Origin of the sequence: Bacillus sp. FSL M8-0063 (assembly GCF_038005545.1) — a bacterium.
Classification (GTDB): Bacteria; Bacillota; Bacilli; order Bacillales; family Bacillaceae_G; genus Bacillus_A; species Bacillus_A wiedmannii.
This window is the reverse complement of record NZ_JBBOTJ010000001.1, coordinates 832776-846128: the sequence shown is the minus strand read 5'-3', so window position 1 is coordinate 846128 and position 13353 is coordinate 832776. Positions and strand designations below refer to the sequence as shown.

Here is a 13353-nt window from a genome sequence, read left to right as displayed (position 1 = left end):
CCCAACACCCTTTAGTTTATGATTCGGAATCCTTCGTTTCTTGTTTTCTTGAAAAAGCTTTCTGCGCTTCTTGAATCTCAAGACGAATAGAAGACATTTCTTCATCTAATAAAAACGCCGCTTCCGCTGCGCGTTGCAAGCGTATTTTAATATCTTCAGGAAAACGTCCACTATATTTATAATTTAAAGAATGCTCAATTGTTGCCCAAAAATTCATTGCTAACGTGCGTATTTGGATTTCTACCAATACTTTTTTTTCTCCCTGAATCGTTTGAACGGGGTAACTAATGACAACGTGATAAGAGCGATAGCCGCTATCTTTCTTTTGCGTGACATAATCACGTTCTTCCACGATTTCAAAGTCATTTCGTTTTCGAAGATATTCTACAACAGGCTTAATCTCATCAACAAATTGACACATCATTCGAAGGCCCGCGATGTCTTGCATATCTTCTCTGAGCCGATTCAGCGGTACATTTCTTTTCTCCGCTTTATCAATAATACTAGCAACCGACTTTACCCTTCCTGTTACAAACTCAATTGGAGAATGCTCTGTTAACATTGCAAATTGAGTACGCATTCCTTTTAGTTTCACTTTCAGCTCTGCCACCGCTTGATGGTAAGGTGCTAAAAATTCTTCCCAATTTCGCTTCATTTCAACCACCACCAAAATCAATCCATTTGCTTATAGAAATACTTTTTCTACAGCAGTTACTAGTTCTTCTCCGTAATTTGCATTACCTTCAATATTTTCAACTAAATATTCTACTTCTTCTTTTAAATTTTCTAATTCCATTTCAACGTCATTCACACGAACGAACATTACTATATCGTTATTCATCGCTTCATGCATTGCTTCCCAGCATGTGTGCGGAATACTTACATAAATGAAAGATGATTCGTTTTCTAAAATATATAAAAATGATAAATTGTCTGAGTCGACAAGTACGTGATTACGCGCACTTAACTCCTTTACCTCTATTTCATTATTTTCCGCACAAAAAATAAGCGCATTCTCTCTCTTTTCTACGCTCTTAACTTGAATTTTATTTTGCATGCTCTAACTCCTCCATCTCAACTTCCTGTCTTACTTAACAGTATTATTGTATCATAACATGGACGCAAACAAATAAAACATTGAACCAAATTTATGAAAAAGCGATAATGTGTAAAGAATTATTTTTTAAAAGGAGCGCGCATACAATGACACAAGAAATTGAAATTGAATTTAAAAATATTGTGACAGAAGAAGAATTCGATACATTATGTAAATCATTCTCTATTGAAGTATTTACGAAACAGGTGAATCATTACTTTGAAACACCAGGCTTCTCATTAAAAGAAGCTGGCTCTGCACTTCGTATTCGTCATAAAGGCGAAATTTATACATTAACATTGAAACAACCTGCAGAAGTCGGCTTGTTAGAAACGCATCAAGTCGTAACAGAAGACGAAGCAAGAATGATGATGGAAACAAACGTAATCATTCCAGGGACTGTAATGGATCAACTACACAAATTACAAATTCCTGTTTCCACTTTAACTTATATGGGTAGTTTAACAACTGAAAGAGCCGAAACACTATTTGAAGGCGGAACGCTTGTCTTTGATCATAGTTTCTATTACAATCACGATGATTATGAAATTGAATTTGAAGTGCAAGATGAAGAAACAGGAAAAGCTGCATTTATTCATTTATTAAAACAGCACGACATACCAATCCGTCATACAAATAATAAAGTAAAACGCTTTTTCCTTGCCAAACAAAACAAAGCACGCTAAAGTGAAAATTCCACTAGTGAATACGTTCTACTAGTGGATATATCTCACTTTTTAAAAGGAAAAGATTCTTTTACATTTGAAAAATAAGCAAAGAACGTTATGAAGGCTGTTTATTTGCCCTCTAGAACATTCCATTGCTACAATAGATATACATTTCATGGAAAAAGGAGTTTATAAAGGATGAGCAAGCAACCGATGACACCATTTGAAGCAATTGGCGGTGAACAATGCATTGCAATATTAGTAGACACGTTTTATTCCTATGTCAGTAAACACCCTGACCTATCTCCCATCTTCCCGGATGATTTAACAGAAACCGCTAGGAAGCAGAAACAATTTTTAACGCAATATTTAGGTGGTCCTAATTTGTACACTGAAGAACATGGTCATCCTATGTTAAGAGCACGCCATCTTCCGTTTGAGATTACTCCAAAACGAGCAGAGGCTTGGCTATCATGTATGGAGCAAGCAATGGATGACACAGGAGTGCACGGTCATATAAGAGAGTTCGTTTTTGAACGTTTAGCGTTAACCGCTCAGCATATGGTTAATACTCCAAACGAAACAGGTGAAGTGTAATGGATAAGCAGGAAGCAAAGCATATAAATATGCCATCTCCTTCCGCATGTGAGCATAAGTCTGTAGAAGCATATTTATTTATTGATCCACTTTGTAAAGATTGCTGGGAAATTGAGCCCTTTATTATTAAACTATGGCTTGAATACGGGAAATACTTCTCTATTCGTCATATCGTAACAGGAAAAGTGGACGGAACGAACGCTTCCTCACACAAATGGAATAAACCTGCTAATATTCGATTTGTGTGGGAAAAGACAACAAGTTTACAAGGTTTTTCATGTGATGGAAAGGTACATATGCAAGAAGCATCGTCAACACCATATTTAGTTTCGATGGCAATTAAGGCAGCGGAGTTACAGGGCCGAAAAGCAGGTTCGAAGTTTTTACGAAAACTCCAAGAATACATTTTCCTTGAAAATGTATCAAACCCTGACTGCGAATTATTACTTGCCTGTGCAAGAGATAGCGATATTGATGTAGAAGAATTTAAAAAAGACCTACATTCCGCTAGCGCAAAAAAAGCTTTCCAATGTGACTTGAAATTTACAAATGAGATGCATATTACAGAAATACCTTCTCTCGTATTCTTTCATGCAAATTCAGATGAAGAAGGTATTAAAATCGCTGGAACATATTCCTACGACGTATACGTACAATTATTGAAAGAACTTGTAAAATGTGAAATCGAGCCAGAACCATTACCACCTTTAGAAGTGTTACTAGAAGCAACGCAATTTATATCTTCAAAAGAAGTAGCATTTATATATGACTGCTCGCAGCAAGAAATCGAGCGTGAACTGAAAAAATTACAACTGAAACGAAAAGTACAAATGATTGACGTAAAATGTGAGCGTTATTGGAAATGGATAGCAAAAGAAGAAGACCTGGTGTAAAACACCAGGTCTTCTTCTTTACGGCTTATAAAAATATTAAAGGGGATGGGAGAAATTTTCACGTTCAAACAAAGGGGTATATGTTTGTATGTGAATTCGTTCACGCTTATTATATTACAAGATTCGACGTCAGATGACAACCCCTTTTGTCGAATTTCACACTTTTGTCACATTCTAAACGTTTTCATTTCTGAATAAGCTATAAAAAAGCTATTTTGGAGGTGTTCTGTATGAAAAAAACATATATTTTACTTATCTTACTAGCTGTCATCGTTTCTTTTTTCTTGTACATCCTCTCTCTACTACAAGCTTTTCCTAAAATTATTGCCTTCCCTCTTTTATTTGGAGTCATTGTCATCGCTCTCTCTTATTTCAACCATAAAAAACGATTTAAAGGGTTTTAACTACAAAAATCACCTGTAAAACTGCCTTCTAATTTAGAAAAAAGAAAGAAATTCACCTTATTCTTTCGACAAATATCGACAAAAATATTTAAAACAAAAAAGACGAGGGAAATTCCTCGTCTTTACAATTACTTCTCTTCAAATAATAATGCTTCTAATTCATTTAATTTCTCTTCAAATACTTGTAGCGCTTCTTTTACCGGTTCTGGAGATGCCATATCTACTCCAGCTTTTTTCAGCACTTCAATTGGATAATCTGAGCTTCCTGCTTTTAAGAACTCATTAATGTAACGTTCTACTGCTGGTTGCCCCTCTTCTAAAATTTGTTTAGATAAAGCCGTTGCTGCACTAAATCCTGTTGCGTATTGGTATACGTAATAGTTGTAGTAGAAGTGCGGAATACGAGACCACTCTAAACCAATTTCTTCATCGATTACTAAAGCATCACCGAAATATTTCTTATTTAAATCATAGTAGATCTCCGTTAACATGTCTGGCGTAACCGCATGTCCTTCTTGTACTTTCTTATGAATAATATGCTCAAACTCTGCGAACATCGTTTGACGGAATACAGTACCACGGAATCCTTCTAAATAATGATTTAATAAGTATAGACGCTCTTTCTTATCTTCTGTCGTTTTTAATAAATAATCGTTTAGAAGTGCTTCATTACAAGTTGATGCTACTTCCGCAACGAAGATTGAATAATCACCGTATACGTGCGGCTGCGTCTTTCTTGTATAGTAACTATGCACGGAATGACCGAACTCATGAGCAAGTGTATATAAATTATTTACATTATCATGCCAGTTCATTAAAATATACGGATTTGTTCCATATGCACCAGATGAATATGCTCCGCTTCGCTTTCCTTTATTCTCATACACATCTACCCAGCGATTTTCATATGCTTCTTTTAAAATGTCAACATACTCATCACCAAGTACATTTAAAGACTTTAATAACATGTCTTGTGCTTCTTCATACTTCACGTTCATTTTCACTTCTGGTACAAGTGGTGTATATAAATCATACATATGAAGCTCATCAAGTCCTAGTGCACGCTTACGAATATCAATGTAACGATGTAGCAAGTGTAAATTATCATGTACAGATTCAACAAGTTGATCATATACCGCTTCAGGAATATTATTATTACTTAATGCCGCTTGACGTGCAGAATCGTATTTACGAACACGCGCATTGAAATTATTACGTTTCACAGCTCCGCTTAACGTACTTGCAAATGTATTCTTATATTTTCCGTACGTTTCATATACAGCTTTGAATGCATCTTCGCGCACACGACGATCATCACTTTCTAAAAACTGAATGTAACGACCATGTGTAATTTCCACTTCTTCTCCATCCTCACCTTTAATAGATGGGAATTTCAAATCCGCATTATTCAACATACCAAATGTATTACTTGACGCACTCATTACTTCAGATGCTTCTGCTAATAGAGCCTCTTCCGCTTCAGATAATACGTGCGGGCGTTGACGCGTAATTTCTTCTAATGCATGTTCATATACACTTAAGTCTCTATTTTCTGTCAAGAATGTTTGCAGTGTATCTTCTGAAATCGATAAAATTTCAGGCACAATATATGCTGTGCTACTAGATACTTGTGAATATAAATTTGTTGCGCGGTCATTTAACGCTTGATACACAGAGTTTGTTGTATCTTGATCGTAACGCATATGTGCATATGTATATAGCTTACCTAATCGCATTGAAATTTCGTCTTCATATTGCAATGCTTCAAGTAAATTGTTCGCAGAGTCACCAAGTTTCCCTTTAAATTCAGTTAACTTCGGTAATAGCTCTTTAATAGCTTGGAATTCTTTTTCCCATTCTGCATCTGTTTGGAAAATATCTTCTAATCGCCACGTACTTGATTCTTCAATTTCTTTGCGATCTGGTAATGTTTTTACTGTGTTTTGTTCAGACATCCTTTAAGCCCTCCTTTAAATATCTCTACTTACATACAATTCGATTTTTTCTTATGTAATTCCTTCACGATCAGTCTTTATTATATCCCCTTTTCCTTCTCTCATGTTGTACTTTGCCTCAAATAAAGATAAGGCATACGCTAAGCAAATTTCATCATATTTCATAACTTCCTCCTCTGTTTTTAACATAACTACCTCTCTTTTTTTCCGGTACTTATAAGTCCCTACTTTCTGCAATACACCTGTATAACATAAAAATGTCATATATTCAGCAACTGCTACTTTCCATATATGCCGTGAAAAGTACGGGAGCATGCGCCTTTTCACATACGTTTTCACATAACTACATACATATTGAAGGGAAATACAATCCCCTACCGCAAGCTCACCTATACACTTTATATATAGAAAAGCTTGCCATATAAATGGATTTGTTTGAAAAGCAAATGAGGACGGGAGTGGCACACCGATTTCAGAAGGAAAATTTGCTGGGGTACATTTACATTGATATAAGAGGCGTAATAGTGACTTATGATTGTAATTCCAAATCGGCAGCGCATTTTGCCGAAAATAGCTCTTTCGCTTTTTCCATTCCTCACCTAATGTTTTTTTTCGGAAAGAGACGGGAGAAAAGAGCATTTCAAAAGTAGTCGTTTCAGTTGGTAAGTAGATAATATGTGAGAAAGAGACGCTTGTAGAAAATGAAGTGAGAAACGCGCATTTCATAAATAATTTTTGTTTCGAACAGAAGAAAATAAGAAATGGCTGAGGATAAGATTGTAAGGAGAAAGCCATAAGTGAGGAGAATTTCATCCAATATGCTGATTGCCTTTTCAATTGATTTCCACCAATGATCCAAATGACCTGTATACCAGCTCGCCAATACGAATAGGTTCGTTTGTACAGCTGCTCTATAGAGAGATTAGCGCATTGATATTCAATCGCAATTGTTCTCCCTGCTCTCTCTATGAAAATATCTGGTCGTTGCTGAATTTCCGGAAGATAGTGCTCTATATACACAGGAAAGTTTTGACGTTTGAACCACCTATATAACAATTCTTTACCGTGCATATGATACATAGATTCTGCTGCATAAAAGGCAAGACACGCGTCCATTTTCTTATGAGCAAAATGCCAACTTTTTTGTTTCCCTAATTTCATTTGCACTTCCTTCCCGCAAGCTATGCAAAAGAAACTTTCCATTTTACGCATACGATGTAAAAGCTCTTCATCATGATGATAGAGTAGATGAATTTTTTCTCCGTTTTCTCTTTTGGCGATAAACATCGGAATCACACCCTTTCAGCTCCTTATATTCTACAATTTATTACAAATTCCTTTTAAAAAAGAGATGTCCCAATTTCGGACATCTCTTTTTATAATAAAGGTGATAATAATCGATACGTCGATTCAACAATTCGTCTATGAAGACGCCTTTTATGAAAACGATCGACATGAATTTCACTTGATTCTTCTATATCCTCTTTATAATCTTGAACAAGTTTTCGAATGCTGTCTGTATCATATAAAAAGGCATTTACTTCAAAGTTCAAATGAAAACTTCTCATATCCATATTAGCAGTCCCAATTGAAGCTAAATCAGAATCCACAATGACAACTTTACTATGGAGAAAACCTTTTTCGTATTCATATATCTTTACCCCTGCATCTAAAAGCTCTGGGAAGTACGATCTCGATGCGTAAAAGACGGTGCGCTTATCAGGCTTACTTGGCATTAACAAACGGACATCAATACCAGCAAGTGCCGCTACCTTTAATGCGGATAAAATATCATCATCCGGAATGAAATACGGCGTCGCAATCCAAATGGATTTCCGCGCAGAAGCAATCATGGCAAAGTATAAATGTTTAATTGTTTCCCATTTATTATCTGGTCCACCTGCAACGAGCTGTACGCCTCCCCAATGATCACCCTCAACTGCTTTCGCTTGTAAATATTCAGGGGCCAGCACAGCCTCACCAGTCATATAAAACCAATCTTGAAGGAAAATAAGTTGCAAGCTTTGAACAGCTTCACCACGCAAATATAAATGCGTGTCTCGCCAAAAACCGAAATATTTATCCTTTCCTAAATATTCATCACCAATATTTAATCCACCGACAAACCCTTCGTTTCCATCAATAATAACGATTTTCCGGTGGTTTCGATAATTAATCTTATCGTTTAAAATCGGAAAGCGCACAGGGAAAAACGGAATCATTTCTACTCCTGCATCATTCAATTCTTCAATATATGAATTCGATAATCTAAAACTTCCAACCGCATCATATAAAAAACGAACGACAACACCTTCTTTTGATTTCTGTATTAAAATATCTTTAATTTCTGTTCCAAGCTTATCATCACGCACAATGTAATATTCCATATGAATGTGGTGTTTCGCTCGTTTTAATCCATCTAAAATGGCCTGAAACGTTTCATCTCCATTTGTTAATGTTCTCGTTTCAGTTTGAAATGAAATATTTAAAGCGCCTAAGCGGTCCGCTAAACGAAATAACAGCTCTTGATGCTTATGATTGCGCAAAATCCGTTCTTCGTAATCTTCATGCCCCTTATATTGTAAAAATGCTTGTTCATCGAGCAACGCCTTCTTTTGGAACATTCTCTTCCTCCGAAAGTTCTGTCCAAATAATAAATAAGCGAAGAATCCAAATACCGGAAAAATACCTAACACAATGAGCCATGTAAGTGTTTTAGACGGATGACGGTTCTCTAAGAAAATAACGCAGCCAATTAAAAATGCAGACACCGTAAATAAAATACTAATAATACCTAAAATCGAAACATCTTTTATCCCAATTACATCCGAATAAAATGCTACATCAATAAACATACGTAACGAAACAAATAATGCGAACAATAGTAGAACAAAGAAAATCAACTTTAATGTATTTTTCATCTCTTACCTCCTTACTAAGAAAGCTTTCCTATTCTTCATATAAAAAGCCGATTTCATACTACAGAAATCGGCCTACGTTTTAGCAGGAAAATTATTGCGAATTGTTTCAAGCGCACGCTCTTTCACAATTTGTTTCCCATACTCACTTACACGATGAATTGTTAAAGTTGATTCTTCTCCGTATTCTAAAACAATACTTAAAATACGATCAATTTCTTCTTCATCATGTAGCACTTCATCGAATTCCACATATACATAATAGCGGTTCTCAAATGAATACAGCTCATCTTTTATATCTTCAAAGATAAGACGGTGGCTTAATGAAATGACATCTTCAAAATCATTAAACTTAATTAAAAAGCCAAACGTACCATCTTCGTTAAAGTTTGTTCCTGCTTGTTCTTCTACCTCTTCCACTAATTCTTGCTGGAATAATGATTCAATGCCTTCATCTAGAGGAATGTCTATAATTTTATCTACACCTATTGGTAGTTCTAGCTTTTGTCCATCCTTTGAAAGCTCTGCTTTCGTTACAAGTACTTCAATCCCTTTATCGACTGCTTGCACTTGAATCCATAACGGTCCATCAATAAAGAAATCATCATGATCACGAGCTTCGTCCATCATCTCCCAAAAGAGCTCTTCACTTCGTTCGCGGTCATACCAAATTTCTTCACGATTAAACCCTCTATCCTCTATATCAATGTACGTAATAAAAAATTTCATCGTATGGTCATTAATTCTTTCAATATCCAAAATACAACTCTCCCTTCCTGCTTAGAATTGTTATGAAGGGATTCCCCACTCATATGACAAATCAATAGATTCTTGTACTCTCATTTTATGATAAGATTCTCCAGAATGGAAATAAAATCGATTTATTTTACAAAAATAGTTATATGCCTATCTTCATTCGACCACCTACACAAATATATCATTATAGCGATTTCTCACTTATGAAAAATTTGGACATACATTTCCACCCTCCCCCGTACACTGTAATAAAGTGAAACTTTTATTAGAGAAGATTATTTAGTCTCTCTTCACCACATACATACAGTTCGCTTATTAAAACTTCATAAATGGAGGCAGACGAATGGACTTAGAGTTTTTAACATCTGTACTAATGATTGTCGGTATCGATGTTGTATTAGGTGGTGACAACGCAATCGTCATCGCACTAGCTAGCCGAAATTTACCTGAATCGAAACGAAATAAAGCCATTTTGATTGGTACTCTTTTAGCAATCGTACTAAGAATTATCCTTACTATACTAGCTGTCTATTTACTCGACATTCCATTTCTACAACTTATCGGGGGCGTTTTACTTACATTAATTGCAGTGAATTTACTAACTGATAATAGCAACGATCTTTCTGCTATTCAGGGGAAAACAACTTTATTTCAAGCTGTGCGTACAATTGTATTCGCGGATCTCGTTATGGGGTTTGACAACGTTATTGCCATTGCAGGTGCAGCTCACGGAAGATTTTTACTCGTAATAATCGGCTTACTCATTTCTATCCCGATTATTATTTGGGGTAGCAAACTTATTTTAATACTTATGGAACGCTTTCCATTCCTCATTTATTGCGGAGCAGCGATTCTCGCCTATACAGCAGGAAAAATGGTTACACATGAAGACAGGCTTGCAACGTTCTTTCATAATAATCCAAATTTCACCACAAGCATGCCTTTCTTATTCATTTTCACTGTTCTATGCATCGGTATTATCGTGCAACAAGTTCGATTACGAAACGTGAAACATTAAAAAAAACCTTCTACTATATAATAGGTAGAAGGTTTTCATATTATTATAATTAATTTACAAGACGCTGTGCTTCACGTAATTGGAACGTTCTTACTGTACGTGGTAAGAAACGGCGAATTTCGTCTTCATTGTAACCTACTTGAAGGCGTTTCTCGTCAATCATAATTGGACGACGTAAAATCCCTGGATAGTCACGAATCATCTTATATAAATCTTGAAGTGGTAAAGACTCTAAATTTACATTTAATTCTTGGAAAACTTTTGAACGAGTAGAAATAATCTCATCCGTTCCGCTTTCTGTCATACGTAAAATCTCTTTAATTTCCTCAATCGTTAATGGATCTGAGAAAATATTACGTTCTGTATAAGGAATATGATTTTCCTCTAGCCATAATTTCGCCTTTCTACAAGACGTACAGCTTGGAGAACTATATAATGTTACCATACAAAGCTCACTCTCCTTAAAGAGTACAAATTCTGTACTAATTACAGTTTAAATTTCTAAATTCAGCAATTTTTTACGATACCTTGTCTTATAACAAAGTGCAAAAAATCGCATTTCATGTAAGCAACAACTTTTAGCAAACAACAATTACTTTTAATAAGTAACTTCTATAATCATTATACAATAGATTTTGCAAGAAATATACAGTAAATTTCCTTCTAATTGAGAAAACTCATCCGTGTATTCCACTGCTATGTAACATAATTACACTAACTTCAGCTGTACTTGAACAATAACCTTCAACCATCTTAATACTGGCTTGTCATAGATTTTTCATGTGATATACAGTTATTTCCCCATAATCTTCTCTATGAAAAAGAGAACGTTTTCTTACCTTTTCTTGATAAATCAATTAAGAAATGTAAGACTATACAAGTGAGAATCAAAAGGAACACTTGTTCTTATTTTAACAAACATCCTCATCCATGTCTATACGATTTCTAAAATAAATCAATTATTTTTCTGACATTTCTTTCTTTTTTATCTTTTATCTCATACAATAAACATACAGACAGACAGGCAAAGGGGGAATTTTCAAATGATTGCTTTTTTTATTGATTTTGTCACTGTTGCTGCCCTCATCATCGGAATCACAGCATTGATTGGTGTCATTACAAATAGCATTGGTGAAAAACTCTTTGGCGGAAAAGAAAAGATGAAGTTTGTTAATAAAAGTTTGGATGTACAATCCGGCTGGAACCAAGTTGGCGGGAAAGGTATTTATAAGAAACGTACGTATTAAAAAAAGCAGGTAATCACCTGCTTTTTTCTTATTTCTCTACTGACGCCCATTTAAAGCTTAAATCGCCGCCATATTTATGGTTGTACATATTTTTAATTGATTCTCTTTGTAAGTATGCTCTACCACGTTGATATACTGGAACAATCGCAGCATCATCAAGTAACATTTTCTCTGCTTCCAGTAAGTTTTTCCAACGAGCATTTACATCACTTCCATCTTTCTTGGCTTTCATGATAATTTCATCATATTTCGGATTAGAGTATTTCATTTTATTTTGTGATCCGTCCGTTACGAACATATCAAGGTATGTAACTGGATCTGGGAAGTCTGCACTCCATCCAGAGAATGACATCACATAATCGCCCGCATCTTCTAGTTTTAGTTTTTGCGCAAATGGTTGTTGTTTAATTTTCACTGTTAAACCTGGTAAATTCTTTTCTAATTCACCTTTTAAATATTCACCTGTTTTCTTCGATAATTCAACATCTTCATTTAATAACTCTAATTCGATTTCATTTTTACCAAGCTCTTTTTTACCAGCTTCCCAATATTTCTTCGCTTCTTTCACGTTTGGTTTTACAATATCTCCATTTACAGCACGGAAGTCTTTCTTATCTGGCCCTTTAATGAAGTTATCAGGAATTAATCCTGTTGCTGGCTTAGAACCGTTATTTAATAATGTATCAACGAACGGCTTACGTTCAAAAGCAAGTGAAATTGCTTTACGAATATTTTTATTTGCTAAAGCTGGGTCTTTTTGATTTAAACGAAGGAAGAATACAGATGTATCTTCTACTGTTTGGAAATCTGGTTTTCCTTTATATTTATCGATGAACTCTGCTAATAACGTCGCTCGATCGACTGCGTTTGTTTCATATAAATTAATTGGCGTAGACGTATCTTTTACAATATTAAAGTTTACTTCCTCAATCTTCACTTCTTTATTGTCCCAATATGACGCGCTCTTTGTCATTTTAAAGCTACGTTCATGTTGCCAATCACTTAATGTAAATGGCCCGTTATAAAGTGTTGTATTCGCTTCCAAACCAAACTTCGTACCTTGCTCTTTCACAAACTTTTCATTCACAGGATAGAAGATTGGATATACCATTAAATCTACAAGGTATGGAATTGAATTGTCTAATTCCACTTCTAATGTATGATCATCAATCGCTTTTACGCCTAATTGATCTGGACTCATCTCTTTTTTATTAATTTTCTCTGCATTTTTTATATCATACATAATGTACGCTGATTTCGCAGCTGTATCTGGGTTAATCGCTCTTTGCCATGCGTATACGAAATCCTTCGCCGTCACAGGTTCACCATTTGACCATTTTGCGTCTTCACGTAATTTAAATGTATATTTTTTACCGTCTTCTGACTTTTGGAATTCCTTCGCTACACCAGGAACTAGCTTATCATCTTTTCCTAAACTGTATAAGCCTTCCATCGTATTAGTCATTACTCTTGAAGAAACTGCATCAGCTGATAACGCTGGATCCATCGTTGGAATTTCTTGTGTTTCAATTAAGTTAATAACTTGCTTTGCACCGCTTTTCCCGCTATCCCCTTTTGCGTTCGCTTGCGGCTCATCTTTTTGGTAGCTACATGCCCCTAACATCATGCTCATCGCTACTGTTGATACTACAAAAACTGGCATCTTTTTTTTCATACTTCCACCCTCCACAAAAAATGTTAGCCCTTTCATTTTCAAACAAAAAGAAATATATATATGTTCTAATAATTCATATTATACACACAAATATATTTTTTGTATATTTATATTTCTATTTCATTA

General features: G+C 35.2%; 14 protein-coding genes. 6 read left to right on the top strand and 8 right to left on the bottom strand.

The window, feature by feature from the left end:
* Window positions 1-16 precede the first annotated feature (16 nt).
* Window positions 17-655, bottom strand: coding sequence for a GTP pyrophosphokinase (locus tag MKX31_RS04275; RefSeq protein WP_262787153.1), 639 nt, complete (start codon window positions 653-655; stop codon window positions 17-19).
* A 30-nt stretch (window positions 656-685) separates the two neighbouring features.
* The gene (locus tag MKX31_RS04270; RefSeq protein WP_001179996.1) at window positions 686-1057 is read right to left on the bottom strand and encodes a UPF0738 family protein; all 372 of its coding nucleotides are present in this window, start codon (window positions 1055-1057) and stop codon (window positions 686-688) included.
* Between the two features lie 146 nt (window positions 1058-1203).
* Between MKX31_RS04270 and MKX31_RS04265 the strand changes: the two genes are divergently transcribed.
* From MKX31_RS04265 to MKX31_RS04250, 4 genes are all read left to right on the top strand, one after another.
* Entirely contained in the window at window positions 1204-1782 is a 579-nt protein-coding gene (locus MKX31_RS04265) for a CYTH domain-containing protein (protein WP_064476809.1), read from the top strand.
* Between the two features lie 180 nt (window positions 1783-1962).
* Entirely contained in the window at window positions 1963-2361 is a 399-nt protein-coding gene (locus tag MKX31_RS04260; protein ID WP_000043382.1) for a globin domain-containing protein, read from the top strand.
* Window positions 2361-3254 carry a ClpXP adapter SpxH family protein gene (locus tag MKX31_RS04255; protein ID WP_064476810.1) on the top strand — a complete coding sequence of 298 codons (894 nt, stop codon included), beginning with the start codon at window positions 2361-2363 and terminating at the stop codon, window positions 3252-3254. Before MKX31_RS04260 ends, MKX31_RS04255 begins: the two co-directional genes overlap by 1 nt.
* Before the next feature lie 230 nt (window positions 3255-3484).
* Window positions 3485-3658: a hypothetical protein gene (locus MKX31_RS04250; protein WP_046957017.1), complete on the top strand. Its 174-nt coding sequence runs from the start codon at window positions 3485-3487 to the stop codon at window positions 3656-3658.
* A 128-nt stretch (window positions 3659-3786) separates the two neighbouring features.
* Here the strand turns inward: MKX31_RS04250 and pepF are convergent, their stop codons facing one another.
* From pepF to mecA, 4 genes are all read right to left on the bottom strand, one after another.
* A complete protein-coding gene (gene pepF, locus MKX31_RS04245) occupies window positions 3787-5613 on the bottom strand; it encodes an oligoendopeptidase F (RefSeq protein WP_258125616.1) in 1827 nt (608 codons plus the stop codon).
* Between the two features lie 51 nt (window positions 5614-5664).
* Entirely contained in the window at window positions 5665-6909 is a 1245-nt protein-coding gene (locus tag MKX31_RS04240) for a competence protein CoiA (protein ID WP_340980103.1), read from the bottom strand.
* A gap of 80 nt (window positions 6910-6989) precedes the next feature.
* Window positions 6990-8534, bottom strand: coding sequence for a cardiolipin synthase (locus tag MKX31_RS04235; RefSeq protein ID WP_000799207.1), 1545 nt, complete (start codon window positions 8532-8534; stop codon window positions 6990-6992).
* A gap of 72 nt (window positions 8535-8606) precedes the next feature.
* Window positions 8607-9290 (bottom strand): adaptor protein MecA, encoded by a 684-nt coding sequence (gene mecA, locus MKX31_RS04230; protein WP_000350712.1) that lies wholly within the window; start codon window positions 9288-9290, stop codon window positions 8607-8609.
* A 340-nt stretch (window positions 9291-9630) separates the two neighbouring features.
* Between mecA and MKX31_RS04225 the strand changes: the two genes are divergently transcribed.
* Window positions 9631-10305 (top strand): TerC family protein, encoded by a 675-nt coding sequence (locus MKX31_RS04225; RefSeq protein WP_000362605.1) that lies wholly within the window; start codon window positions 9631-9633, stop codon window positions 10303-10305.
* Between the two features lie 49 nt (window positions 10306-10354).
* Here the strand turns inward: MKX31_RS04225 and spx are convergent, their stop codons facing one another.
* Window positions 10355-10750: a transcriptional regulator Spx gene (gene spx / locus MKX31_RS04220; RefSeq protein WP_000258267.1), complete on the bottom strand. Its 396-nt coding sequence runs from the start codon at window positions 10748-10750 to the stop codon at window positions 10355-10357.
* A 598-nt stretch (window positions 10751-11348) separates the two neighbouring features.
* Between spx and MKX31_RS04215 the strand changes: the two genes are divergently transcribed.
* Window positions 11349-11552 carry a hypothetical protein gene (locus tag MKX31_RS04215; RefSeq protein WP_000559978.1) on the top strand — a complete coding sequence of 68 codons (204 nt, stop codon included), beginning with the start codon at window positions 11349-11351 and terminating at the stop codon, window positions 11550-11552.
* Between the two features lie 28 nt (window positions 11553-11580).
* Here MKX31_RS04215 and MKX31_RS04210 read toward each other — a convergent pair whose 3' ends face one another.
* The gene (locus tag MKX31_RS04210) at window positions 11581-13227 is read right to left on the bottom strand and encodes a peptide ABC transporter substrate-binding protein (protein WP_088048326.1); all 1647 of its coding nucleotides are present in this window, start codon (window positions 13225-13227) and stop codon (window positions 11581-11583) included.
* Window positions 13228-13353: the final 126 nt, after the last annotated feature.

What these genes read in the sequence shown, in the direction of transcription:
- MKX31_RS04215 (WP_000559978.1), top strand. Translation starts at nt 11,349, where the DNA reads ATGATTGCTTTTTTTATTGATTTTGTCACTGTTGCTGCCCTCATCATC.
- MKX31_RS04210 (WP_088048326.1), bottom strand. Translation starts at nt 13,227, where the DNA reads ATGAAAAAAAAGATGCCAGTTTTTGTAGTATCAACAGTAGCGATGAGC.
- MKX31_RS04235 (WP_000799207.1), bottom strand. Translation starts at nt 8,534, where the DNA reads ATGAAAAATACATTAAAGTTGATTTTCTTTGTTCTACTATTGTTCGCA.
- MKX31_RS04265 (WP_064476809.1), top strand. Translation starts at nt 1,204, where the DNA reads ATGACACAAGAAATTGAAATTGAATTTAAAAATATTGTGACAGAAGAA.
- MKX31_RS04260 (WP_000043382.1), top strand. Translation starts at nt 1,963, where the DNA reads ATGAGCAAGCAACCGATGACACCATTTGAAGCAATTGGCGGTGAACAA.
- MKX31_RS04250 (WP_046957017.1), top strand. Translation starts at nt 3,485, where the DNA reads ATGAAAAAAACATATATTTTACTTATCTTACTAGCTGTCATCGTTTCT.
- pepF (WP_258125616.1), bottom strand. Translation starts at nt 5,613, where the DNA reads ATGTCTGAACAAAACACAGTAAAAACATTACCAGATCGCAAAGAAATT.
- spx (WP_000258267.1), bottom strand. Translation starts at nt 10,750, where the DNA reads ATGGTAACATTATATAGTTCTCCAAGCTGTACGTCTTGTAGAAAGGCG.
- MKX31_RS04255 (WP_064476810.1), top strand. Translation starts at nt 2,361, where the DNA reads ATGGATAAGCAGGAAGCAAAGCATATAAATATGCCATCTCCTTCCGCA.
- MKX31_RS04275 (WP_262787153.1), bottom strand. Translation starts at nt 655, where the DNA reads ATGAAGCGAAATTGGGAAGAATTTTTAGCACCTTACCATCAAGCGGTG.
- MKX31_RS04225 (WP_000362605.1), top strand. Translation starts at nt 9,631, where the DNA reads ATGGACTTAGAGTTTTTAACATCTGTACTAATGATTGTCGGTATCGAT.
- MKX31_RS04270 (WP_001179996.1), bottom strand. Translation starts at nt 1,057, where the DNA reads ATGCAAAATAAAATTCAAGTTAAGAGCGTAGAAAAGAGAGAGAATGCG.